General features: G+C 67.4%; 14 protein-coding genes and 1 pseudogene. 3 read left to right on the forward strand and 12 right to left on the reverse strand.

The annotated features are described in order from the left end of the window. Positions 1-229 precede the first annotated feature (229 nt). Positions 230-936, forward strand: a pseudogene (locus tag OG214_RS08315) (IS5 family transposase); the annotation flags it as partial. Between the two features lie 455 nt (positions 937-1,391). Here the strand turns inward: OG214_RS08315 and OG214_RS08320 are convergent. From OG214_RS08320 to OG214_RS08345, 6 genes are all read right to left on the reverse strand, one after another. Next, positions 1,392-1,556, reverse strand: coding sequence for a hypothetical protein (locus OG214_RS08320; RefSeq protein WP_405984364.1), 165 nt, complete (start codon positions 1,554-1,556; stop codon positions 1,392-1,394). Between the two features lie 257 nt (positions 1,557-1,813). Beyond that, positions 1,814-8,326, reverse strand: a complete 6,513-nt coding sequence (locus OG214_RS08325) for an RHS repeat-associated core domain-containing protein (protein ID WP_405987455.1) — start codon at positions 8,324-8,326, stop codon at positions 1,814-1,816. A gap of 185 nt (positions 8,327-8,511) precedes the next feature. Beyond that, positions 8,512-11,904 carry a LamG-like jellyroll fold domain-containing protein gene (locus OG214_RS08330; RefSeq protein WP_405984365.1) on the reverse strand — a complete coding sequence of 1,131 codons (3,393 nt, stop codon included), beginning with the start codon at positions 11,902-11,904 and terminating at the stop codon, positions 8,512-8,514. Further along, complete coding sequence (locus OG214_RS08335; protein ID WP_363082089.1) at positions 11,867-12,130, reverse strand: hypothetical protein; 264 nt, start codon at positions 12,128-12,130, stop codon at positions 11,867-11,869. Before OG214_RS08335 ends, OG214_RS08330 begins: the two co-directional genes overlap by 38 nt. A 446-nt stretch (positions 12,131-12,576) precedes the next feature. Next, on the reverse strand, positions 12,577-13,812 hold the full coding sequence (locus OG214_RS08340; protein ID WP_363082090.1) for an MFS transporter: 1,236 nt from the start codon (positions 13,810-13,812) through the stop codon (positions 12,577-12,579). Between the two features lie 363 nt (positions 13,813-14,175). Continuing rightward, on the reverse strand, positions 14,176-14,346 hold the full coding sequence (locus OG214_RS08345) for a hydrophobic protein (RefSeq protein ID WP_363084746.1): 171 nt from the start codon (positions 14,344-14,346) through the stop codon (positions 14,176-14,178). A gap of 212 nt (positions 14,347-14,558) precedes the next feature. Here OG214_RS08345 and OG214_RS08350 point away from each other — a divergent pair, with 212 nt between their 5' ends. Beyond that, complete coding sequence (locus tag OG214_RS08350) at positions 14,559-15,614, forward strand: lipoyl protein ligase domain-containing protein (RefSeq protein ID WP_363084747.1); 1,056 nt, start codon at positions 14,559-14,561, stop codon at positions 15,612-15,614. A gap of 113 nt (positions 15,615-15,727) precedes the next feature. Here the strand turns inward: OG214_RS08350 and OG214_RS08355 are convergent, their stop codons facing one another. After that, the gene (locus OG214_RS08355; RefSeq protein ID WP_363084748.1) at positions 15,728-16,930 is read right to left on the reverse strand and encodes an epoxide hydrolase family protein; all 1,203 of its coding nucleotides are present in this window, start codon (positions 16,928-16,930) and stop codon (positions 15,728-15,730) included. Positions 16,931-17,084: 154 nt separating this feature from the next. Here OG214_RS08355 and OG214_RS08360 point away from each other — a divergent pair, with 154 nt between their 5' ends. Beyond that, a complete protein-coding gene (locus OG214_RS08360) occupies positions 17,085-18,140 on the forward strand; it encodes a nucleotidyl transferase AbiEii/AbiGii toxin family protein (protein WP_405984366.1) in 1,056 nt (351 codons plus the stop codon). A 28-nt stretch (positions 18,141-18,168) separates the two neighbouring features. Here the strand turns inward: OG214_RS08360 and OG214_RS08365 are convergent, their stop codons facing one another. From OG214_RS08365 to OG214_RS08385, 5 genes are all read right to left on the reverse strand, one after another. Beyond that, the gene (locus OG214_RS08365; RefSeq protein WP_383037914.1) at positions 18,169-19,716 is read right to left on the reverse strand and encodes an NCS1 family nucleobase:cation symporter-1; all 1,548 of its coding nucleotides are present in this window, start codon (positions 19,714-19,716) and stop codon (positions 18,169-18,171) included. A 236-nt stretch (positions 19,717-19,952) separates the two neighbouring features. Continuing rightward, complete coding sequence (locus OG214_RS08370; protein ID WP_382851647.1) at positions 19,953-20,954, reverse strand: TIGR03842 family LLM class F420-dependent oxidoreductase; 1,002 nt, start codon at positions 20,952-20,954, stop codon at positions 19,953-19,955. A gap of 87 nt (positions 20,955-21,041) precedes the next feature. Next, entirely contained in the window at positions 21,042-22,448 is a 1,407-nt protein-coding gene (gene hydA, locus OG214_RS08375; protein ID WP_405984367.1) for a dihydropyrimidinase, read from the reverse strand. 327 nt (positions 22,449-22,775) lie between these two features. Beyond that, on the reverse strand, positions 22,776-24,071 hold the full coding sequence (locus OG214_RS08380; protein ID WP_382851643.1) for an aspartate aminotransferase family protein: 1,296 nt from the start codon (positions 24,069-24,071) through the stop codon (positions 22,776-22,778). Beyond that, positions 24,068-24,910 carry a nitrilase-related carbon-nitrogen hydrolase gene (locus tag OG214_RS08385; protein ID WP_363085290.1) on the reverse strand — a complete coding sequence of 281 codons (843 nt, stop codon included), beginning with the start codon at positions 24,908-24,910 and terminating at the stop codon, positions 24,068-24,070. Before OG214_RS08385 ends, OG214_RS08380 begins: the two co-directional genes overlap by 4 nt. Positions 24,911-24,976: the final 66 nt, after the last annotated feature.

Raw genomic sequence — 24,976 nt, forward strand, 5'->3', positions numbered from 1 at the left:
CCTGTGCCCGTTCTGACCACAACAGGTACCGTCACCGACTCCACCCGGTCGTATACCACATGCCGCAGATAATCCACACGTGCTGGTAGCACAGCAAGCAGTCGGAGTTCGCTCACCTCCAAACTCTGGAGTTGAGCACACATACTGGCCTTCCGGGGCGACTCCTCCACCATCCCGGTGTTGCTTAGAAGTTATTTCACTCGGTGTGATCTTGCGCCAGTCCGGGGTGATGACTGCCGCGCTTGTCGAGCGGATGGCGCCGGAAGAACTGTGCACGTTGTTCCAGCGGATGGTGCCGCCGACACCGGTTCGTCCGCAAGGTGGAGGACACCGGCGGCGAGGAGACCGCGAGGTGCTGGCCGCGATCGTCTTCGTGGCCACCTCGGGCTACACCTGGAACCAACTCCCTCCGGGCTCCAGGCTGTCGGGGGTCACCGCCTTCCGGTGGTTCACCGAGTGGACCGAGGCCAGGGTGTGAGCCACGCTCCACCGTCTGGTTCCGGACGAACTCGGGGCCCGGGGCGAGCTTGACTGCTCGCGGTGCGCAATTGACTCCGTCAGCGTCCGGGCCCTCAACGAGGGCAGATGACGGGACCGAATCCGACCGACCGTGGCCAGAAGGGTTCGAAAATCCACCTCACCGTGGACCGCCAGGGCATGCCCCTGTCAGTCGGCATCTCCGCCACCACACTCCATGACAGCCAGGCCCTCATCACGCTCGTCCGCGGCATTTCGCCCATCCATTCCCGTCGCGGCCCCCGACACCGGCGACCCGGCAAACCGCATGGCGACAAGGGCAACAACTACCGCTACCTTCGGCGATGGCTCGCTTCCTGTGGCATCCGACACCGTCTCGCTTGTAAGGGCGTCGAGTCCTCGCAGCGGCTGGGCCGTCACCGCTGGGTCGTGGAGCGGACCGTTTCCTGGCTATCCGGCTGATAACACCTCCACCGCAGCTACGAGCGCAAGTCGGAACACTTCCTCGCCCTCACCGCTGCAGACTCACCAAGTGAAATGGCGTCTAAAGGGGGCACCGCAACACACCGCCAACGTGGGTGCGGCCGGGGCAATCAGAATGTCGCGACGGGTGAAATAGTCGGCCCAGCGCTCGCGGAGCTACTGACGGTCTTCATTCGCGCGGAGCCATGTCCAGGGACGGGTGGTGCGTGCACGAAGGTACGCCGCATGAGCGAGCATACTCCATGCGTGCGAGTGGCACATCAAAGCAGACATGCCACCGTTGCCGTGCCATCACTGAAACGATTTGACCGTGAGGCGGAATAAAATTCCCACAGATCACGATTCAGCAGGGTCTCTAGATTATAAGGAAAGAGGGCAATCCACCCGCTTACCACACGATCGGATGTGTAAGACTAAAAATTGCAAGGAATTCATTCCGACTTCCATTCCGGCATGTCTAGCTCGGCATCTCTCAACGATTCGATCATCCTTCGCCTCCAACGAGCGGCAAGAACTAAGGCGACCACAGTAACCAACAGCGCTACGGCAATTCCCGCCCAGAGCAGCACAACGAAGAAGACTCCATACGTTTCCATGCCCCCTCCTCTCAGAAAGCACACCTGGTTGAATGCAATTACCGCGAGGCAGCCTTGCAAGTACCGTGCACATTCTCGCAGAAGCCAAGCATACAGATCCTCCCTGCCAAATATCAGCGGCTAGCGAGTAAATATTCCGTCGACTCACGCATGGCACTCTGCATCCCATTTAAGAGGTCACATCGTCACCATCAAAGGCGATAACGGGAGAACGCTCGACCCTTCGACTCACCCCAGAGCGATGCAGAGTACCACGGCTACGACATCCTCTCCAAATGGTGCAGCGAGAGAACCTTTGTCCAGTAGAACTCTTGCCGAATTCCCACACCAACGCCACTTGAGATATTTTTTCCGGAACAAGCGTGATCATGGCAAAAAGAGCGCCAATCCGTATCATTGTGCGCCTTAAAATTCACGGTCACCGTCTGGGCTGTCTTGTTTATACGAAGGACCTGGTAGTCCTCACTCCAAGACCCAATCACGGTCTCGAATTCCCCACTGCCCATACGACCGCCCGTGGCGAGCCCGAGCAAATCCTTCACCACTTCCGCATCGCGTGACGCGGGATGCCATTCGGAATCAACACCCACATTCATGAAATCCCCCAACCTGGCCCGCTCTGCAATTTCCTTCTCCACTCTTTGATTATGCGGCGTCATGGCCAGCATCCGCACAGCCTTCGAAGTGGGGCCAAAAATAAGCAAAGGAAAGAACTCCCCAATTCCGCTCATCCACATGTCTGCAAAGTCGAAGGGTGTCAACTCGTCTACAGAATTGAGAAAGCGAGAATCAGTCGGATACCCTGCTGGGTACTGGATATTCCCGTAGTAACGATCAAGTGGCGCACAACCAGATATTTCGCCGTGCCACCTCTGGCACGAAGGAATTGAGTCATCGAGTGGGCGAGTTGCAGGGTGGGACTCGTTGTCATCCCCGGCGCAGTAACCACCTGTGCAGTGATGCTGCTTCACGGGACTGCCGCTGACAGCTTCATTGGGTCGGCCGTTGCCGGGGTGGCCTTCAGCGGTGGTGGGGCAACCTTCGCTTGAACCACCCGCGCCGCCGCAGGCGAGTCCCATTCCGGTGGGGTCGGCGTTGGTGAGGGGGTTCTGGGCGCCGTAGGTGTAGCCGTTGAGGGTCTGGGCCTTGTCCAGCTCCAGGAGCGGGTCGACGCTGATGAATTGCCCGATGGCCGGGTCGTATTCGCGGGCGCCTATGTGGGTGAGGCCGGTGGTGTCGTCGGCCGGTTTGCCCAGGAAGCGTTTGTCGTCGGGCCAGGTGGTGGGTTTGGCGCCTCGGGGTGCGCCGAAGGGGGTGGTGTAGCGCTTGGTGACGGCCCAGGTGGTGGCGTCGATGGCGAGGCTGGAGGTGCCGTGGTGGTCGCCCGCCAGGAAGTTGAGCTTGGTGCCGGTGACTCCGGCGGTGGCGGTGCGGACGGCGATGGTCTGGCCGGCCGCGGTGTAGTAGCGGGTGCCAGACAGGGTTTTGGTGGTGCCCTTGACGGTCAGGCGGACTTCCATGTCGCCGAGGTAGAGGATCGTGTCTCCGTCGCCGGTGGCGCGTCGGATGAGGAGGCTGCCGTCGGCGTCGTAGAGGTAGCCGGTCTGTTTGGTGCCTTCGGTGAGGCCGGCGAGCTGGTCCTCGCTGTTCCAGGCGAGGATCTGGGTCGCGGTGGCGGTGGTGCCGGGGCGGCGAGTGGTGTTACCGGTGTCGTCGTAGACGTATGTGGCGCTCTTGGCGCCGGTGGTGTGGTCCAGGGGGTGGGGCTGGCCGGTGGGGGTTCCGTAGGCATAGGTGGTGGTCTGGTCGCCGGTGGCCAGGTGCTGTGTCTCGGTGGAGCGCTGGCCGGCGGTGGTGTAGCCGTACGACGTCCAGTAGGGGGCCGCGCCGCCGAGGTTGCCGGTGGTGCGTCCGGTGTCGGAGCAGTCGGCGGTCTTGGGGGTCCAGGCTTCGGTCAGGCGGCGGTAGCCGTCGTAGAGGAAGCATTGGTTGTCGGCCTGGCCTGTGCCGCCGAGGGTGCTGGCATCGCTGATGGAGGTGACATTGCCCGCGTCGTCCTGGGCGAAGGTGAGGTCCTGCGGCGTGTTGCCGTTGGTGTCGGTGACAAAGGACCGGTTCAGGCGGCGGGTGCCGTTCTCATAACGGTAGTTGAGAGATGCCTTCCTCGCGGAGCTGGTGGAGTCGGTGCCCAGGGTGAGGGTGGTGAGGTCGCCGAGTTCGGAGTAGCCGGCGCCGAGGAGATATCCGGTGGTGCCGTTGACGGTTTTTGGGTTGCCGAGGTTGTCGTAGGCGTTGGTGATGCCTTCCAGGGCGAGGCCGGCGACTGCGGGGTCGGTGATGGTGGCGAGCTGGTTGGCCGCGTTGTAGGTGGCAGCGAAGGTCAGAGTCTGCGGGACGCCGGCGGTTACGAGGGGGTCGTTGGCCGGGAGGGTCAACTGGTTGCCCGTGGCGTGGTAGACGCCGTCGAACTTCGTGACCTTCTGGATGTAGGCCTGCCCGGCGGTGCCACCGACATAGCGTGTGGCGGTGTCCTGCAGGCCCTTGGCCACCTGGTCGTAGTCCCAGTGGGCGAGCTTGTTGGCCGCGACGGTCTTGTCCGTCTGCCACAGGTCGGTCTTACGGCCGAGCAGGTCGTACTGGTAGAGGAGCTTGCGGTCTTCCGCGTCCTGGGTCCAGTCGACCTGGTCGAGACTGGTGTAGTGCGTGTCCGTGGTGCCCTTGTCGGGGTCCGTGGTGCTGGTCTGGCGGCCGAAGAGGTCGTAGGCGTAGGACCAGACGCTGTTGTCGTGGGCGGTGACGGTCTTCTGCTGCCCGGCGGGGGTGTAGGTGTAGCGGGTGTGGTTGTAGGGACCCGTGTTCTCGTGGTTGGCGAATTCGCGGGTCTCGGTGGTCTGTCCCAGGGCGTTGGTGAGCGTCGCCGTGGCCTGACCGCCGCCGGGGGCTGTCTTGATGACGCGGTCACCCTGGTACGTGGTGGTGGTGGTCCAGCGGTGGACTCCCTGCACCTTGGTCTCGCTGGCGACGGGACGGGCCGCGCCGTCATAGGTGGTGTCCACCTGCAGAGGGGCCTGGCCGCCCTCGACCGTGGCCGGGTCGTCGCCGGAGGGTGGGGTGCTCCCGTCCCAGATGTCCGACAGGGTGGAGCTGACCAGGCCGCGGGTGTCGTACTGGGTCAGGTTGACGACGCGCCCGCCGGCCGGGGAGGGCGACTGGGTCTGCCTGGCGCGCAGCAGGGAGTCGTAGATGGTGTAGCTGGTGTTGTAGCCCGAGGCGGTCGGGGTGATGGTGTCCGTGGAGACCCAGGAAGCCGAGTCCTGCGACAGGTGGTAGGCGTACTTGTAGTTCGGCGTGGCGTTCAGGATGCGCAGCCGGGTCGGCAGCCAGACCTGGGTGACGCGTCCGAGGCTGTCGTAAGTGGACTCGGTGATCTTGGAGTTGGGGTCCGTCACCTTGGTGGCCGCGCCCGTGGCGAAGTCGATGACGCTGCTGGTGGTGTAGTCCTTGCCGTCGGCGACCGTCGAGGCGGTGAGGGGCCCGGCGGCAGTGGGGGTGTAGGTGTTTTTGCTGGTCTGCTGGTCGTTGGTGTCCTTGACGAGCAGGAGCCTGCCCAGCGTGTCGAACGTCGTCGTGCTGACCTTTTGCCAGCTCGGCTGGTCACTGCTGTCGTAACCACTCGCACGACCGGTCCACCGGGGCTCGCCCCGGGTGGGGGTCTGGTCGGCGGTCCAGGCGGCGGCCGTGTCGTAGGTCACGGCGCTGTCGGAGATGACGTCGCCCGGTCGGGTGGAGTCGGCCGGGAGGTCGAGTGTGCTCTCGGCCGTGGCGCAGGGCTTGGCCGTGACGCGGGTACGGGAGACCAGTGAGGTCAGGCCCGCGGACGGGTTGCGGGCGTACCAGGTGCGGGCGCAGGTCTCGTCACCGGTGACGGCGTCGTCGCCCTTGTCCTCCACGGTCTGCGGCATGCCGTAGTCGTCGTAGGTGGTGACGGTCGAGCGGACCCGGTCGACGGGGCTGGTGACGGTGATGTTGGTGCGGTTGTGGGTGGCGCCGGTGCGGACGAAGTAGGCCTCGGTGTCGGCGTAGGACTTGTGCTGGGTGGCGGTCCTGCGGGACCAGGGGTCGTTGACGGTGCCGGCCACTTCGCCGGCACCGTTGTAGGTGACCGCCTCCCGGGTGAAGCCCGCGTACTGGTCGGCGTCCGTGATCGCGGCAGCCTTGATACCCGTGCTCTGGGCGCTTCTGCGGGCATCCGGGTCAAGTGTCTTGCCGTCCGCCTTCAGCAGGCGGTCGCCGTCCATACCGCGCATATAGACGCTGACGCTCTTGCTCCTGGTGCCGCCCGCGGGGCCTGTCTGGTGGGTGACCTTGGCGAAGCCGCGCCAGATGGACCAGGTGCGGTCCTTCTCAGGCGTCATGGGGTCGTCGTTGTAGTGCCAGGCACCGCCATCGGAGTACTCGTAGGTGTCGGTGATGGTGCCGGAGGCGCCCGTCTGATCGCTGGTCGAGACGGCGGTGACCGGGTACTTCTGGAACCAGTCCAGAATGGCGTCCCCGCTCCCGTTCGGCTTCCAGCGGACGGGGTAGCACGTGCGGGTGTTCTGGTCGGGGCGTGGCATGGTCTCGCCGGCGACGCAATCGGCGGCCGCGTAGGTGACGGCGGTCTTGGCGCCGGTCTCGTTCGTGATGCCGGTCAAACGAGGCTTGGCCAGCGGCAGGATGTTGTCGTCGCTGGCGTCGACGCGGTTGGTGAGGAATTCGTTGGTGAGGGTGACCGGTTCCGTCGACAGCGGCGTGCCGTGCTCGCCGGTGTGCTGGATGGACTGCAGCCACAGGGACTGGTCGGAGGAATCGCCGATCTCACCGTTGTCCTGGTACTTCTGCGTCAGCTTCCAGGAGTCGACGGGCTGGAAGTCGGCGCTCGGGGTGAGGGCCGCGTTCCACGCGTGTGTGGTGATGCCGGTCAAGCGCTTACGTGTGAAGAAGGCGGGGCCGACGTTGCCGGTGCACTTGTCGTCGTTCTCGCAGATGGCGTCGAAGGGCACGTCGGGCCACTGGGGGCTGGTGCTCTCGGTCAGGGAGTCGCAGCCGGTGTCCCGGATGCACCGCTCCTCGTAGGTGAAGGTGACCTTGTCGGAGGCCGCGGGCGTGCCCGTGAACAGGGCTCCGGCCCGCTGACCGTAGAGGATCCTGGTGAGGTATCCGCCACGGGTGTACCGCGTGCCGGTGGTGTCGTCGCCGAGCGTGTCGTAGTTGTTGGTCTCGGCGGTGTACCAGTAGCTCATGGCGTTGTTGTGGGTGTTCTCGACATAGTCGAGGTTCCAGCGCCATGCCTGGGTCTTGGCGCGCCCGCCGAGAGAGGTGCCGCTGCTGTATCCGGGCTCCCCGGCGTCGTCACCGAAGACCGGCACGGTCCAGACACTGTTGGTGCGTTCGCTGCCCGCGCCGTCGAGCTTGTTGAGGCCGAAGACGTACTTGGTGCCGCCGCCGGTGACGACCGTCCAGTACTCCCCCTTGCCGTCCCCCTTGCCACCGGAGACGTCGTCGCCGTCATCGCCGTTGTCGGCACCGGTGGAGTGGGTGACGACCGAGGCGTCGTCGTTCTTCAGCCGCCACTGACCGCTGGTGTCGTCCTTGACCAGTTCGGTGGCCTTGCCGTTGAGGACGAGGGAGGCATTGTCGTACTTCCAGCACAGGTCGAACTTGTCCGTCTGACCGTCGTCGTCGCAGGAGCCGTACTTGCGCTCGACGTACGACGAGGTCAGGTCGAAGCCCTCACCGATCTGGCTGCCCTGGTTGTTCGTGTTCGCGGTGCGCCCGTCCACACTGCCCGAGTCGTAGGAGATGGACAGGTCCGGGGTGGGACCGGCAGCGGCCGGCGGTACCTTGAGCGGGTAGTTCCAGGTGAAGCTGCCCGAGGAGCCACCCGCTTCCCAGGTGGAAGAGGCCGAGAGCGGGGTGGCCTTGTAGTCACCGCCACCGGACTTGGTTCCGGCCGCGAGCGCGAGAACCATGGTCTTCCCACTGACAGTGCCGGCGGCGGTTCCGGCGGTACCGAAGTCGAGACGGGTGCGGAGCTGCTGTCCGCCGCGCTCATTGGTGTACGTCACCGGCGTCGTGCTTCGGCATGAAGCCTTGCCGGGCTGGTCAAGGGCGCAATCGGGCAGGCGCACGACCTGCAGGCGGCCGGCCCAGTCACCGCCGTACGCTCCGGCGAACGCGGAGTAGTCGATGGCGAGATCAGCCGTCCCGCCGCCGCTCGGGGCCGTGACGGTCAGAGCAACGCCCTTGATACCGAGCGCCGTTGTCTGCTTCCGGCTCAGCACGGACACCTTGACGGACTGCGCCGGCTTCTTCGCCCCGGCCGCCTTGGTGGTGAGGGTGGACGTGGTGGGGGCGGACAAGAAGACAGGCAGGGATCCCGCGGTGGCCTTCGCCGTTCCGGTGGCGGGAGTGGTGAGGGTGGCGGTCGCGGCCGTCGGCCAGACCACCGTCGCGGCCTGGTCACGTACTGCCCGCTCCGCCGCCTTCCTGTTGGCGGCCTCCTGACGGGCGATCAGGCGAGATGTCGCCGTCTGTATCGGTTTCAGCGGCACCATCTTCACCGACACCGGCTTCGGTGCGTCGGGACGGCCCAGCGGTTGTACGTCCTGGGCCACCGCGGTCAGTGGGCTGAGCAGGCCGGGCAGGAGAACGAACGCGGTGGTCGCGGCTACCCGACCACGCAAGCGGGTTCTCACCCTGGTGGCGGTGCGACGGCGGAACGGCGGCATGAGTCTCACGTCCAAGTTCCATCAAGGGCCCGAGGGGCACGAGGGGAGGGAAGGTGGGAGGCCGTGCTCATGCACGGCGGGCGAGATGAGGGGACACAGTCGGCCCGGTGGGCTGCTGGTCGTACGAAGTACAGGGCGGATCGCGGTGGGCGAAGAGAGAGATCTCCTCGCCCACCGGGACCGGATCAGTCACCGACGATGTTGGGTGAGCGGACCTGGTCGCGGGTCATCGCTCCGGCCCAGATCCGCAGTCGGCTCAACTGTCCCGCGAAGCGACTGCTGTCCGAGGTGCCGCCCATAAACAGGGTGCCGGTGCCCTGCTGGGGCGCGGGGACCGCATTGTTGGCGCCGTCTTCCACCAACTCGGTACCCACGTACAGGTGCATCCGGCCCCCCTGTTCCTGCGCGTCATACACCCCCGTCAGCGTCACTGAGGATTCGGTGACGGCCAGTTGCAACAGATACGTCACGTCAGCCGTTGCCACAGTGGTCCCGGAAGGCGTGGTACGCAGAAACCTCCACACAAATGTGTCCGGCCCCAACTTCTGCACCGCGAGGGCCCACGAGGCGCCCCCGCTGCCCGCCTGGCCCGCGATCTGTGCCTGATAGCCGTCGGGCTTGGTGTTGAGTACGACGGGATTGATCTGAGCCTCGGCGGAGACCGTGAAAGATCCCGTCTCGTCGATCGCCGGACCGGTCACCGACGCATAGCCGTTGCTCCCGTCCAGAACCAGGGTGCTGGACTCCTCGTCCAGGCTCGCCCCGCCGGACAGCGCCATGGCACCGATCGCGTAGGGCGAGAACTCACCCACCGTTGTCCCGGAGGAGATCTCGGCGTTCCAGTCGGCGACCAGTTCGACAGCCGGTGCGTTGGCATCGCTCTGCCTCGTCTGAGCCTCCCTGACGATCTCGTCCGCGGACAGCGCGCTCTGCCAGACCGCGACCTCGTCGATACGCCCCCGGAAGTACTGCCCCGCCGCGCCCCGCACGATCGACCGCCCCACCTGCAATCCCTTACTGGTGGCCTCCCAGGGCGCGTAACTGGGCGCCGCGGAGTGCAGGTTGACCGGCTCGCCCTGGGCACGGCCGTTGACGAAGAGCTGGATGGTGTCGTCCTGCGGGGTCCGAGTGCCGTTCGCGTCGGTGGCCGCGGTATAGACGCCGGCCAGATGCGTCCACACCCGCAGCGGCGGGTCGACGGCCGACGCGTCCGACCTGACGATGACCGGGGTGGCCGAGTCCGTGGCCGTGTAGTGGAACGCGTACGACCTCGACGACGACGAGTAGTACAGAGCGAACGCCTGAGCCTGAGCGCCGGGCGCGGTCAGGATCATCCGGCTGGACGAGGCATCCGTGAGGTTCACCCAGGCCGAGACGGTGAAGGAGTGCGCGGTATTGACCACTGGTGTGGACGCGTCGCCGGTGGGTGACTGTCCGGTATCCCCCGGCACGGGCGCTTCGGCATACGCCTGCTGGCGAGCGGGGTCGCTGCTGTCCATCCACAGCGAGGTGTCGTCGTCGCCCCGCCGCGCCAGGCTGGAGAAGCCGGCACCACCCCTGAGCGTCAAGTCGTGCTCGGCCGCGGAAGGGTCATGCTGCGGGTCCTCGTCCGAGCTGTCCCTGGCCATGGTCTCCCCAGAATCGGGAGCGCCGTCGTCGAAGCGCCAGCGGCCGACCGGGCCCGGCGGCAGACTCACCTGGAAATCGAAAGTCTCAGGTGTACCCGTCCGCGCCCGGACATCGATGGCCCACACCTTCAGGTAGTGCGCGCCGCCCACGGTCGGGATGACGTCGGTGACTTCAGCAGTGTGATCAGCCTTCGCCGTAACGGTGCGCGTACCTTCGACCTGCCCACTCGGACCGTTCAGCGTCCACTGGTACTTGGTGATATCCGTATCGGCGCTGTTCGGCTTGAACACAAAGGTGCCGGCAATCCCCGGACCGCCCTTGGGAGAGCACGCGTCTGTCGCGCACTCCACGTAAGGCGAACCATTGACCGGGTCCTTGGGCTCGATCGTCGGAGCCTTCGGCGCGGAGGAATCAATGGTGAAGTAGCACCACGGCGAGAACGAGGAGTACAACTCGCCGCTGTCACCCTTGTACGACCAATGGGACTGCGTGCGGGCACGGTAGCGATACTGGGTACCGTCCGTGCGCTTGCTCGTCTGCTTGTCCAGCAGCGTGCCGTCCGGAACATAGCCACTATCGGGCTTGTCCTTCTCCGCATCAGGGCTGTCCTCCGCCCAGATCTCCTCCCACGCGCCGGTGTCCAGCTTGCGCGCGATGCGGTAGTTGATCTTCAGCTGGCCCTTGCTGTCATTGGGTCCCGGCGAGACCTCCGTCTCCACCCGGCCACGGACCGTGGGCTGATCCACCGTGACAGCCAGCGGAGCGCTCGCCGGCTCGCAGAACCCGCGCGACTTCACCCCGGCCACACCGGGAATGACGCCGACATTGATCGGAACACCGGGATCCGGCACATAGTCCACGGTGAGTTCGGCGTTGTCGTCGAAACGCTTCCAGGCGCGCGGTTCGTTCTCGTCGAAAGCACGCAGCATCAGCGTGAGACGCGAGAACTTTCCGTTGGCGAAGTCCCGTACGTTCTGCGTAAGACCGCCGTTGAACTCGACCCAGGAATCGGGCTGGGACGGGCTGCATTCGTCACCCCGGCCGGCTGACACCTTCTGGGAATCCATGAGATTCCCGATGGCCGGTCCCGGCCACCGCGTCCCCTCGGAGATATTTCCGGTCCGCTCCAGATTGATCGTATAGGGATTGCAGTTGAACGACCATGTCTCATGCGCCCGGAACGTGGCATTCAGAACATGCTTTCCGGCCAGGCCGGCAGGACTGAACTCGAAATACATCCGGTTCGCGTAGTTGTCGCCGCAGTAGTAGCCGTCCGCACTCGAACAGCGCCCCACTCCGTACTCACCGGAGAACTGGTAGAACTTGTCGCCGTCGGAGGACAGCACCGTCCGCTCCGGCCGCGAGAGACCCACCGACGGATCGATGCGCACCGGGTAAACCGTGTCGTCCCCACGCAGCAGGCCCAGGTCGGGGGCGACAGCGATGCTGTCGGCATCGACCCGCACGGGCAGGATGGCGGTCGCGTCACCATCACGTGGCTGGACGGAACCCGGGTCGTCCGTGCCCGCCTCACCGGCCGCGGCCGAATCGCCGGCCGCCTTCGGATCGCCGGCCGCCTCGGCAGCGGCGGCCCGGCGTGTCTGAGGCTGGACGCCAGCGCCGGTACCGTCCCCGGCCGAGTCCCACATCTGCCCCGCCGGCCCCGTGAACACCGCGTTGCCATCCGCGTCGACCGCGCGCAGACCGCCGCCGGCCCCCGCGACCACGGACACGCCCTCGCCCGCGACGGCGAACCGCAGCTCCTCCAGTGCTTCGTTCTGCGCGGCCTCCTCCGACTTGACCAGAAGAATCTCCCGATACCCGTCCGGCATCGCGGTCAGCTGCAGATCCACCCCGGGCAGCACCTCGGAATAGGTGGCCGTCGCGCCGTCCAGCGACGGCTGGGGAAGATCACCCGGCCACCGCACCGACAGCGCCCCCCTGCTCATGGTCCAGACGGACCATGTCCTTGGCACCACCGGCCGAGAACGACACATCCACCGCGGCATACCGCGGCCCGACCGTGCCGTCGGCCCTGCGCACGAGCGTCGTGTCCAAGTCGTGCCACGCGCCGGAGGCATCCTTCGCCCGCTGCGGCGACGTCGCCTGCTTCAGGGTGTACGAACCATCCGGATTCGCAAAGGTCTGCGTATATTCGGTCCGCTCCGCCGTCACCTCGACCGGCTCACCCGAGGCGGCGGCCCGCTCCGAGGGCGTTCGGGGTGCGGGCGTATCGGCATGAACCGCTGGGGAATTCACAACGACTATTCCACCGACAAGCAACGCCCACGCCAGAAATCTCGCGACAACACGACGCGTCCACGGGTTACACACGGGCAACCCGACCCCACACGCTTGAATTCACAGCCCCACCCCATGTAGCGCACAAGCTTCACGAATATGCCCCGGATCCAACCAAGGAAACACACAGGAAATCAATGGTGATCCGGATCACAGTGTGGAGATTTATGCCTTTAACCAGAGAGAAGACGCGATTTGCGCTTCGACCAGCTCAGGAGGCAAGGAGAACGCTCACTTCACAATAAACGAATGACAGGTGAACGAATAAAGTGCGAGGTTCGGTCGATGCCATGCCCCGGAAACGGTCAAGTGTGCCGGGATCAGTGCTGAGTGGAAGGCGGGATGGTTCGCAGGGCGCCGTGGCGGTTTGTGAGCCAGATCAGCAGGGCGACCACGGACAGGGCGGTTCCGGTGACGCAGACGGCGGGCCAACCGCCCGACGACCAGAGCAGTGCGGCGGCGAAGGAGCCGATGGAGCCTCCGACGAAGTTGCCCGCGATATAGGCCGTGTTGAGGCGGCTGCGGGCGGCGGCGGAGATCTGGAAGATCCTCGACTGGTTCAGGATGTTCTGGCCCTGGACGCCGATGTCGAGCACCACGATGCCGACGACCACGAAGAGGAGCATGTGACCGCCGAATCCGGCGATGATCCAGGCGACGGTCACGAGCAGCCATGCCAGTCCCGTGCCGATGACCGACCGGCCGCGGTCGTGGACCCGCCCCGCGCCCTGGGCCGCGACCGCGCCGACCAGGCCCGCGATACCGAAGAGACCGATCGCCCAGATGGGATAGCGGTAGGGGGGAGCGCTCAGCAGGAAGGTGAGCGCGGTCCAGAACATCGTGAACACACCGAACCCGGTCGCCCCGAGCACCATCGTCACTTGCAGTTTCCGCTCGTGGGCGATCAGCGAGAAGACCGAGCGCAGTACCGCGCCGTAGGAGATGACCGCCGATTTGGGCTTCAGCCGGGGGATCGCGCGGGACAGCAGGAACGCGAGGACGAGAACGACGCCCGCGGCGATCAGGAACACCACGCGCCAGCTGGTGGCATCGGCGATCAGTCCGCTGAAGATCCGGGCGACCAGGATTCCGGAGAGCAGACCGCTGACGACGATGCCCACGATTCTTCCCCGGGACGCCTCGTCGGCGAGATCTCCCGCGAGCGGGGTGAGGATCTGCCCCGACACCGTCGTCACCCCGACCGCGACCATCGCGAGGGCCAGTGTGACGATCCCGGGCGCGACCGCGCAGGCCACCAGGGCACCGGCCGAGAGAACCATCATCAAGGGGATCAGCCGGCGACGGTCACGGAAGTCGCCGAGCGGGACGATGAACAGGATGCCGAGCGCGTAGCCGATCTGCGTGGCCGTGATCAGGAGGCCTACGGCCCCCTCGCTGACCCGCAGATCTCCCGCGATGACATCCAGCAACGGCTGCGCGTAGTAGAGGCTGCCCACGGCGGCACCGGCGGAGATCGCGAACAGCAGGGTCAGAGCCCGGGTCATACGGGGTCGGGGCGCCATGCCCTCGGGGGTCGCGACCTCACGCGCGGTCACAGGGGTCTCCCATCCGTGGTGCGGGTCCTTCCCACCACATGCCGTCACGCACCACGGTAGGAGAGAGCGCCCCGGACGGGGAGGCCGAACCGCCCCCACCCCCGGCGCGCACAACGCGCGACGTCTTCCGGTGAAATCCCGGCCCGGCGCGACCTGCGGAATTCACCTGGGCGGTTCCGGTTCTCCATATGTCTCAGGGTATCCCCGTCCGACACGCCTCCGACGGGCCTCCGAAGGACCTCCGCCCCGCTTCGGACGGCCTCCGACGGGCCAATGGGCCATAAAGCCGCGCGGGTGGGCCCGGACAGTTTCCGGGCCCACCCGTAGCGGCATCGTTCCTGGTCACAGGGTCCGTGCCGGTGGCTACCAGCGGTACCAGCGACCACGTCGGCCGCCCACCGCGCCGGGGCGGATCACAAAGCCCAGAAGCCATACGACAAGCACGATGACCGCGATCAGCCACAGCGCCTTGAGTGCGAATCCCGCACCGAAAAGAATCAGCGCGAGAAGAAGAACGAGAAGCAGGGGAACCATAGCTATCAACCTCCGAGCAGCCGCCTACCCCCGAACAATCCCGCCATTCAGCGGTCGTCCGCCGGGCGGGCGGGAGGCTCACGCGGGAGCGCTCTGGGAGTGCTCCGGGAGTGCTCGGGGAGGGTCGGGTCCGGGAGCGTCCGGGAGTGTCCGGGAGTGTCTTCGCCCAGCAGTACGATTTGCACTGTTCACGCCCAGTGGTGGAGGTTCCGGTGCACGGTGAGTACAAGGTCCCCGGCGGCAAGCTCGTCGTGGTCGATCTCGACACGGAGGACGGACTGCTGCGCCATGTCCGGGTCGCCGGGGACTTCTTCCTGGAGCCCGACGAGGCGATCGAGGCGATCGACCGCGCCCTGGAGGGCGCTCCCGCCGACACCGACGCCGCCGGCCTCGCCGCCCGGATCGAGGCCGCGCTGCCCGCCGGAACGGTGATGTACGGGCTGACCGCCGAGGGCATCGCCGTCGCCGTACGCCGTGCGCTGGCGCACGCCACCGACTGGACCGACTACGACTGGCAGCTCATCCACGACACGCCCCAGTCCCCCGCCCTCCATATGGCGCTCGACGAGGTCATCACCACCGAGGTCGCGGCCGGCCGACGGCCGCCAACGCTCCGGGTCTGGGAGTGGGCGGCGCCCGCGGTGGTGATCGGCAGCTTCCAGTCCCTGCGGAACGAGGTCGACGCCGAGGGCGCCGAACGCCATGGCGTCACGGTCGTCCGCCGTATCTCGGGCGGCGGCGCGATGTTCATCGAGCCCGGCAACACCATCACCTACTCCCTCTCCGTCCCGGACTCGCTGGTCAAGGGGCTCACCTTCGCCGACAGTTACGCGTATCTGGACGACTGGGTCCTGGGCGCGCTCGGCGACATGGGCATCAAGGCGTGGTACCAGCCCCTCAACGACATCGCGACCGAGAGCGGCAAGGTCGCGGGCGCCGCCCAGAAGCGCGTGGTGAGCGGCACGGGCGCGGTACTGCACCATGTGACGATGGCGTACGACATCGACGCCGACAAGATGGTCGAGGTCCTCCGCATCGGCCGCGAGAAGCTCTCGGACAAGGGCACGCGCAGCGCCAACAAGCGGGTCGACCCCCTGCGGCGCCAGACGGGGCTGCCGCGCGAGGCGGTCATCGAGCGGATGATCGACTCCTTCCGTGGGCGCTACGGGCTCACGGACGGCAAGGTCACGGACGAGGAGATGGCTCGGGCGCGGCAGCTGGCGGAGACGAAGTTCAGCACCCCGGAGTGGACGGCCCGGGTGCCGTAGGCCGTAGGCCATACGTCATAGCGGCACACCGCCATACGGTCCGGTCCGGCCTTGCCCGGTCCGGTCTTGTCCGATGCGGTCTTGTCCGGTCCGCCACCCGCCAACAGCCGGAGTCAGGATGCGTTTGCGTCGCGCAGGCCGCGGAAGAAGGCGCGGATGTCACCGACGAGCAGGTCCGGCTGTTCCATGGCGGCGAAATGGCCGCCCCGGTCGAACTCCGTCCAGCGGACGATGTTGTTCGTGCGTTCAGCGATGTGCCGCAGGGCAATGAAGTTCTCCTGCGGGAAGGCGGCGAGCGCGGTGGGGACGGTCGAGGGCTCCGGCGGCTTTCCCTGGTAGGCGGCGTGGGCGCGCTCGTAGTAGATGCGGCCGGAGGAGCCGGCGGTCCCGGTCAGCCAGTACAGCATCACGTTGGTCAGCAGGTGGTCACGGTCGACGGCGTCCTCGGGCCGGTCGGCGCTGTCCGTCCACTCCTTGAACTTCTCGGCGATCCAGGCGAGTTGGCCGACCGGTGAGTCGGTGAGCGCGTAGGCGAGGGTCTGCGGACGTGTGGACTGGATGTCCGCGTAGCCCTGCTTTTCGCGGCTCCACGCCCGCATCCGCTCCCAGGAGGCCCGGGTGAGTTCGCGTTCCGCGGGGCTGAGGGCGGCGAGTTCCGCCTCGGTCGGCTCGGCGGTCGCTCCGGCGCCTGGGATCAGGTTCAGATGGACGCCGATGACGTGGTCGGGGCGGATGCGGCCCAGTTCGCGGGAGATCGCCGATCCCCAGTCGCCGCCCTGTGTCCCGTAACGGTGGTAGCCCAGGCGGTGCATCAGCTCGGCGAAGGCGGCCGCGACGCGCTGGTACTCCCAGCCCTTGTCGCGGGTGGGGCCGGAGAACCCGAAGCCGGGAATGCTCGGCAGGACCAGATGGAAGGCGTCCGCGGGATCGGCGCCGTGCGCCCGGGGGTCGGTGAGCGGGCCCGTGATCCGCTCGAACTCGACGATGGATCCGGGCCATCCGTGCGTGATGATCAGCGGTGTGGCATCCGGTTCCGGGGAGCGGATGTGCGCGAAGTGGATGTTCGCGCCGTCGATCGTGGTCGTGAACTGCGGCCACTGGTTCAGCCGGGTCTCCGCCGCCCGCCAGTCGTACTCGTGCCGCCAGTAGTGCGCGAGTTCCCGCAGGTAGTCGCGCGGAACACCGTAGTCCCAGCCGACGTCGGGCAGTTCGTCCGGCCACCGGGTGCGGTCCAGACGGTTCCTCAGATCGTCCAAGTCGCTGTCCGGAATCGAGACTCGGAACGGTTGGATGCTGTCATCCGGTGATGTCGTCATGGCGCCGCAGTTTAGGTGGTCGTGCCCCTTTCATGATCGACATTTTTGTGCCGGCCGGACGCTGTGGCGGCTGCCGCGTCGTTCTGGGCCGGCGGGCGGAATAGCGCAGCACGGAACAACGGCTCCGCGCCAGTACCTTTGTTACGTTCACCCCGTGCATCGCGAGGACCAGCAGGACGCCCGGCGTCGCGCCGCCCGGCGCGCGGCCATGGACCATGTGCTCGGGCTGATCGCGCAGGCCCCGTGGAGCGCGGGCCTGGTGCTGCGCGGCAGCGTGCCGCTCCGGGCCTGGCTCGGCGGTCTGGCGCGCGAGCCGGGAGATCTGGACTGGGTGATGCTGGAGCCGTCGCCCGCGTCCTTCCCCGATCCGCTCGGCCCGTATCCGTACGTCGATGACCTCTCGGCCGTCCAGCAGTGGCCGGAGGCGGCGCACGGCGTCGGGACACCCGGTTTCTGGGCGGACGAGGAGTCCGGCACCCATGGCGCACGGCCGGTGCTGCCGCCCGAGGGACTGCGCTGGGTGGACGCCGGGGAGTACGAGCACCCGAGCGGTCCGTACGACGATCTGATGGCGGCGATACGGGAGCACCCGACCGCGTACGGCGGTGTCGTGCTGGACGCGGAGGGCTGCCGGGAGGACGGCGACTGGACATACCGGGAGTACGAGAACCCGGGTGTCCGGATCATCGTTCCGTGGCACGCCGAGGGCCTCGAACCAGGCACGGTCCAGCTCGACTTCGCCTCCGACGAGACGCTGCCGGAGGCCCCCGTCTGGACGGCCGTGCCACGTGGCGACGGCGGTCCGCCCACGCCGGTGCGTACGGCGAGTCCCGCGCTCTCCCTCGCCTGGAAGCTGCTGTGGCTGTGCACCGACGGGGAGGAGGGTGAGTCCGTGGGCGCCAAGGATCTCTTCGACGCGGTGCTGCTGGCCGAGTCCCCGCGTACGCGGCTGACGCCCCGGCTGCTGCGCAAGGTCCTGGGCCGGGAGCGGACGGATCGCCTCGGGTTGGACACCGTACGGAGCTGGCGGGTGGACCCGGCCGACTGGAGGGCCCTCGACAACGAGCCCGACGGCGCCGGCGACACCGAGGAGTGGCGCGAGCGCCTGGCCCGCGCGCTGGCGCCACTCCTCGAAGCCCCGTCCGGGCAGACCTCAGCCGGGCAGACCCCGGCCGGGCAGACCCGGGCTGGGCAAGCTCCGTCCGGGTAAGCCTCCTCCGGCCGAGCCCTTCGAGCCCTCAGGCTGTCGCGGTCCTTCGGGCCGGGGCCATCAGAGCCACGTACAGCACCAGCGAGGCCGCGAGCCCCACCGCCCAGCCGTAGTCCGCGAGCGGCTTCAGGAAGGGGATCAGACCGTCCTCGGGGAAGGGTCCCTTCCCCGGCGCCGAGTGGGAGCCGCCCACGGCCAGCACACCGCCGACGGCGAAGGCCACCACCGCCTTGGGGTTCCACCCGTTCACGTACCAGTACCGGCCACCGGGGCGGTAGAGATCGGCGAGGTCGAGAACCGTGCGCCGGACGATCCAGTAGTCGGCGATCAGGATGCCCGCGACCGTACCGAGCAGCCCGCCCACCAGCCCCAGCCAGGTGAAGATGTACAGCTCGGGTGTGGCCGTCAGCTTCCACGGCATGACGAGGACCCCGACCACACCCGTGATCAGCGCCCCCGTACGGAAGTTGATCAGCTTCGGTACGAGATTGGCGAGGTCGTAGGCGGGCGAGACGACATTGGCCGCGATGTTCACGGAGATCGTCGCGATCAGCACGGTCACCAGCGCGAAGAGCAGTCCGAAGACGTTGTCGGTCTTGGCGGCCAGCTCGACCGGGTCCCAGACGGCCGCCCCGTACACCGCCTGAGAGCCCGAGGTGACAAAGACGGAGAGCAGCGCGAAGAGGGTCATGGTCGTCGGCAGACCGAGCGACTGCCCCCAGATCTGGGCCCGTTGGCCCGCGCCGAAGCGGGTGAAGTCGGGGATGTTCAGCGAGAGGGTGGACCAGAAGGCGATCATTCCCATCAGGGACGGGAAGAAGACCGGCCAGAAGTCCGCGCCCCAGCCCAGCTCGGACGGCTGGTCGAGCAGCGGGCCGAGGCCGCCCGCCTTGACGGTGATCCAGACGAGCAGCACCAGCGCGCCGACGATCACGAACGGCGCCGCCCAGTTCTCGAAGCGCCGCAGGGTGTCCATCCCCCGGTAGATGATGGCGAGTTCGAGCGCCCAGAAGAGAACGAAGCAGAGCCAGAGCGTCCAGGGCTGGCCGCCGATCCTCGACGCGTCCGCCCAGCCGCCGAAGATCTTGCCGAGCAGTACGAAGATGCCCTGGCCGCCGATCCAGGTCTGGATGCCGAACCAGGCGCAGGCGACCGCCGCCCTGATCAGCGCGGGCAGATTGGCGCCGCGCAGCCCGAACGAGGCGCGGGCGAGTACGGGAAAGGGAATGCCGTACTTGGGTCCCGCGTGCCCGGTCAGCAGCATCGGGAAGAGCACGATCAGATTGGCCAGCGCGATCGTGAGGACCGCCTGCTTCCAGTCCATGCCCAGGGTGACAAGACCGGAGGCCAGCAGCCACGACGGGATGTTGTGCGCCATACCGACCCACAGCGCGGCGAAGTTGTAGGTGGTCCAGCGGCGCCGGGCGACCGGGACGGGCAGCAGATCGTCGTTGACGAAGCGGCCGTCGTCGGGGAGCACACCGGGCGGCAGCTCGACACGGCCCTGGGCATCGGTCCGTCCCCCGGCTATCGGTTCTCGGGGGGACGGGGGCGGGGGAGGTACGGTCGCGGTCATGGCGGCGGGACCCTTCGTTCGAGAGCGGGCGTCGGGGATATGTCGAACGAGTCCGTGCGGGGAGTTGGAGGGGCCTGCTCGGCCCTGGCGCCGAGGGGTCGCGGCCGGGACCCCGGGAGCCGAAGCCGGTGCCAGGTCCGGGCTCCGGGGCCGGGGCCAGGGCCAGGTCCCGGGTCGGGGCCGGTTCGGTCCCGGCCCAGGGCCAGGGCCCGTTCAGCCCTGGGCCGCAGGCGGCTTCAGGACCGGAACGCGGGGATGATCTCGGCGCCGTACGCGTCGATCGTCGCTTCCTTGGCGTCATGCATGTCGTAGACGGCGAACTGGTCGACGCCCAGGTCGCGCAGCACCTGGAGCTTCTCGATATGCGCCTCGACGGGACCCAGCAGACAGAACCGGTCCACGATCTCGTCGGGTACGAAGTCCGTCGAGGGATTCCCGGCCCTGCCGTGGTGGCTGTAGTCATATCCCTCGCGCTGCTTGATGTACGTGGTCAGCGCGTCCGGCACCAGGCCCGAGTCCTCTCCGTACCGCGCCACCAGATCCGCCACATGGTTGCCGACCATCCCGCCGAACCAGCGGCACTGCTCACGCGCGTGCGCGAGATCGTCGCCGACATAGGCGGGCGCCGCGACACAGATCGTGATGGAGTCGGGGTCGCGCCCCGCGTCGGAGGCCGCCGTACGGACCGCCTTGACCATCCACTCGGTCAGGAACGGATCCGCGAGCTGGAGGATGAAACCGTCGGCCTTCTGTCCCGCCAGGGCCAGCGCCTTGGGCCCGTACGCCGCCATCCACACCGGCAGTTTCCCGTCGCGTACCCAGGGCAGCCGCAGCGTCTGCCCGTCGACGGTGGCCTCGCGGCCCTCCGCCAGATCGCGGATGACCTCGATCGCGTCGCCCAGCCGGGCCAGTGTGTTGGGTTTACGGCCGGCCACCCGCATCGCCGAGTCACCGCGCCCGATACCGCAGACGGTCCGGTTGCCGTACATCTCGTTGAGCGTGGCGAAGGTGGAGGCGGTCACCTCCCAGGTTCTGGTGCCCGGGTTGGTGACCATGGGTCCCACGGTCAGTGTGGTGGTGTGCTCCAGAATGCGGCTGTAGATGACAAAAGGTTCCTGCCAGAGCACGGCGGAGTCGAAGGTCCAGCCGTAGCGGAAGCCGTTGCGCTCCGCGCGCCGCATGAGTCCGACGACCGCCGAGGACGGCGGGTCGGTCTGGAGGACAAGTCCGAAGTCCATGGCCTGGTCACTCCTCGGTATCGGATGAGATCTGTATCGGATGAGTGCGGTGTCTGATGAGACCGGTGTCTGTCAGACCGGTGTCTGTCAGGCGAGGTACTGGCAGGTGGCGCGCGGGGTGTACTGCCCGTGTCCCGTCCGGCCGGTGAACTCCCGCCGGTCGATGACGAGTTCACCGCGCGAGAGCACCGTCTCCACCTGTCCGGTGAGCCGCTTGCCCTCGTAGGCGGAGTAGTCGACGTTCATATGGTGTGTCTCGGCGGAGACGGTCTGTTCGGTGTGCGGGTCGTAGATGACGACATCGGCGTCGGCGCCTGGCGCGATGGTGCCCTTGCGCGGATAGAGACCGAACATCCTGGCCGGGGAGGCACAGGCGATCTCGATCCAGCGGCGGCGGCTCAGCTTCCCCTCGACCACGGCCTGATGGAGCAGATCCATCCGGTTCTCCACACCCGGCAGTCCGTTGGGGATCTTCGAGAAGTCGCCGCGCCCCAGCTCCTTCTGCCCGGTGAAGCAGAACGGGCAGTGGTCCGTGGAGACCACCTGGAGGTCGTCGGTGCGCAGCGCGCGCCAGAGCGCGTCCTGGTGTTCCCTGGGCCGCAGCGGCGTGGAGCAGACGTACTTGGCGCCCCCGAAGTCCGGTTCCGCGAGATTGTCGGTGGAGAGGAAGAGATACTGCGGGCAGGTCTCGCCGAAGACGGGCAGTCCCTTGTCCCGGGCGGCGGCCAGTTCGGCGACGGCCTCCTCCGCCGAGACATGGACGACGTACAGCGGGGCGTCGGCGACCTGCGCGAGCTTGATCGCCCGGTGCGTGGCCTCGGCCTCCAGCAGGGCTTTCCGCACCTCGCCGTGGTAGCGCGGATCGGTACGGCCCGCGGCCAGGGCCTGCTCGACGAGGACGTCGATGGCGATGCCGTTCTCCGCGTGCATCATGATCAGCCCGCCGTTGTGCGCGCCGCGCTGCATGGCGCGCAGGATCTGGCCGTCGTCGCTGTAGAAGACACCGGGGTAGGCCATGAAGAGCTTGAAGGACGTGATGCCCTCCTGGACCAGCAGGTCCATCTCCTTGAGCGAGCTCTCGTTGACGTCGGCCATGATCATATGGAAGGCGTAGTCGATCGCACACTGGCCGTCGGCCTTGGCGTACCAGGCGTCCAGGCCCTCGCGCAGAGCCTGGCCCGGTGACTGGACGGCGAAGTCCACGATGGTGGTGGTGCCGCCCCAGGCCGCGGCGCGGGTGCCGGTCTCGAAGGTGTCGGAGGCGAAGGTGCCGCCGAACGGAAGCTCCATATGGGTGTGGGCGTCGACTCCGCCCGGGATGACGTATTTGCCGGTGGCGTCGATCGTACGGTCGGCGGTCCAGCCCGCCGCCACGTCCGTGCCGTGCGCGGCGAGGGCGACGATCCGGCTGTCCTCTATGAGGACATCGGCATGGGTCTCGTCGGCGGCGGTGATGACGAGTCCGCCACGGATCAGGGTGCGGGTACTGCTCATGGTGGTGGCGCTCCCTTTCAGAACGATCGGCCGACCTCGGGCCGGACCGCTCGGTGCGAGCGGTCCGGCGGCGCGGTGCGGTGATACGGCGTGCGGCGGTGCGACGGCTCCGGTGGTGCGACGGCCGCGGCGAGCGGCGGTACGGGGGACGGGGGGGGACGGGCGGTATGTCGGCACGGCGGTACGTCGGCGCGGGGCGGTCCACCCGTACCAGGGGTACGAGCGGTCCGGCCGTACCCCCGGTGCCGTACCCCCGGTACAGACCCGGTCCGGGCCCTGCCGTACGGACGGGTCCGGGCCCTGCCGTTCGGACGGTCCGCCCGCCCGCTAGGCGTCGCGCAGGGCCTGTTCCAGGATCGCGGCGCCTTCTTCCGCCTCCGCGACGGTCAGGGTGAGCGGGGGCGCGATCCGTAGCACGCTGGTGCTGTGTCCGCCGCCCTTGCCGATCAGCAGCCCGCCCTCGCGCGCCGCCTCGATCACGGCCGAGGCCGCCTCGGGGGCCGCTTCTCCCGTGCTGGGCCTGACCAGTTCGATGCCGATCATCAGCCCCCGGCCCCGCACCTCCCGTACGGAGTCGACCCCGGCGCCGATCGCCCGCAGCCGCTCGATCAGCAGTCCGCCGACCCGGCGGGCATTGCCCTGGAGATCGTGTTCCAGCACGTACGAGAGATTGGCCAGACCGGCCGCCATGGTGACGGGGCTGCCGCCGAAGGTCGAAATGGAGTTGCTGTCCAGGCAGTTCATGATCTCGGCGCGGGCGACGACACCGCCGATGGACATTCCGTTGCCGATGCCCTTGGCGAAGGTGAGCATGTCCGGCGGGCCGTTCTCGGCATGCGCCTGCCAGCCCCAGAAGTGCTCACCGGTCCTGCCCCAGCCGGTCTGCACCTCGTCGCTGATCCACAGGATGCCGTGCCGGGCGAGGACCTGGCGGAACGCGGCGTACAGCCCGTCCGGCGGGGCGGTGAAGCCGCCGACACCCTGGATCGGCTCGGCGATCAGCGCGGCGGGCGCACGGGTGTGCCCGAGCAGATCCTCCAGATCGGCGACGCACGCCTCGATGAAGCGCTCGTCGGTGAGGCCCGCGTAGGGACCGCGGCTGCGGACGCCGCCGTGTACGTACAGCGTCTGGAGCGGGGACAGACTCGTCGGCGACCAGCCGCGGTTGCCGGTGACGGAGACCGTGGAGAAGGACCGGCCGTGGTAGCTGTTGCGCATCGCCAGGATCTGGTTCGAGGAACGGTACGCGGTCGCCAGCAGCAGCGCCGTGTCATTGGCCTCGGTGCCCGAGGTGGTGAAGAAGACACGGGCGTCCGGGATGCCGGACAGGGCGGCGATCCGCTCGGCCAGTTCGACCATCGGGCGGTTGAGATAGAGCGTGGAGGAGTGGATGATCCGTCCCGCCTGCTCGCTCACCGCCTTGGTGACCTCGGGGAGCGCGTGGGCGGTCATGGTGGTGAGAATGCCGCCGAAGAAGTCGAGATAGCGATTGCCCTCGGAGTCCCAGACATGGCGGCCCTCACCATGGGTGATCTCGATGGGGCGGTCGTAGTAGAGCGCCAGCCAGTCGGGGAGTACGGCGCGGTGGCGGTCGTACAGATCGTTCACGAACGGCTGTGTCATGGCTGCACCAGTCCTTCGTACGCGTCGGGGCGGCGGTCACGGTAGAACGCCCACTGCTGGCGTACCTCGTCGATCACACCGAAGTCCAGGTCCCGTACGAGGAGTTCCTCCGTCTTGTCGCCCGCGGTGTCACCGACGAACTGGCCGCGCGGGTCGACGAAGTAGCTCGTACCGTAGAAGTCGTTGTCGCCGTACTCCTCCTGGCCGACCCGGTTGATCGCCGCGATGAAGTACTCGTTGGCGACGGCCGCGGCCGGCTGCTCCAACTGCCAGAGATAGGCGGAGAGTCCGCGGGAGGTGGCGGAGGGGTTGTAGACGAGCTGCGCGCCGTTCAGCCCGAGCTGGCGCCAGCCCTCGGGGAAGTGGCGGTCGTAGCAGATATAGACACCGACCCGGCCGACGGCGGTCTCGAAGACGGGCCAGCCGGCATTGCCCGGCTTGAAGTAGTACTTCTCCCAGAAGCCCTTGACCTGCGGGATGTGGTGCTTGCGGTACTTGCCGAGATACGAGCCGTCGGCGTCGATCACGGCGGCGGTGTTGTAGTAGAAGCCGGACTGCTCCAGCTCGAAGACCGGGACGACGATGACCATTCCGGTCTCGCGGGCCAGCTCCCTCATCCTGCTGACGGTCGGACCGTCGGGGACGGGCTCGGCCCAGCGGTAGTGCTCGGGCTCCTGCACCTGGCAGAAGTAGGGCGCGTTGAACACTTCCTGGAACCCGATGATCTGCGCACCCTGCCGGGCCGCCTCGCGGGCGTGCTCCTCATGTTTGGCGATCATCGATTCGGTGTCGCCGGTCCAGGTCGCCTGGACGAGTGCGGCGCGTACGACTCTGGCCACGAGCTGCTCCTTCGGCGGGGGCGGCGATAGCTCTACGCCCGTAGATGGGATGCGTAGGAGGAGAAC

It is taken from the genome of Streptomyces sp. NBC_00872 (genome assembly GCF_045161915.1).
GTDB lineage: Bacteria > Actinomycetota > Actinomycetes > Streptomycetales > Streptomycetaceae > Streptomyces.

Coding starts and splice junctions, on each gene's coding strand:
- OG214_RS08320 (WP_405984364.1), bottom strand. CDS start 1,556: ATGGAAACGTATGGAGTCTTCTTCGTTGTGCTGCTCTGGGCGGGAATT.
- OG214_RS08325 (WP_405987455.1), bottom strand. CDS start 8,326: ATGCCGCCGTTCCGCCGTCGCACCGCCACCAGGGTGAGAACCCGCTTG.
- OG214_RS08330 (WP_405984365.1), bottom strand. CDS start 11,904: ATGAGCAGGGGGGCGCTGTCGGTGCGGTGGCCGGGTGATCTTCCCCAG.
- OG214_RS08345 (WP_363084746.1), bottom strand. CDS start 14,346: ATGGTTCCCCTGCTTCTCGTTCTTCTTCTCGCGCTGATTCTTTTCGGT.
- OG214_RS08355 (WP_363084748.1), bottom strand. CDS start 16,930: ATGACGACATCACCGGATGACAGCATCCAACCGTTCCGAGTCTCGATT.
- OG214_RS08365 (WP_383037914.1), bottom strand. CDS start 19,716: ATGACCGCGACCGTACCTCCCCCGCCCCCGTCCCCCCGAGAACCGATA.
- OG214_RS08370 (WP_382851647.1), bottom strand. CDS start 20,954: ATGGACTTCGGACTTGTCCTCCAGACCGACCCGCCGTCCTCGGCGGTC.
- hydA (WP_405984367.1), bottom strand. CDS start 22,448: ATGAGCAGTACCCGCACCCTGATCCGTGGCGGACTCGTCATCACCGCC.
- OG214_RS08380 (WP_382851643.1), bottom strand. CDS start 24,071: ATGACACAGCCGTTCGTGAACGATCTGTACGACCGCCACCGCGCCGTA.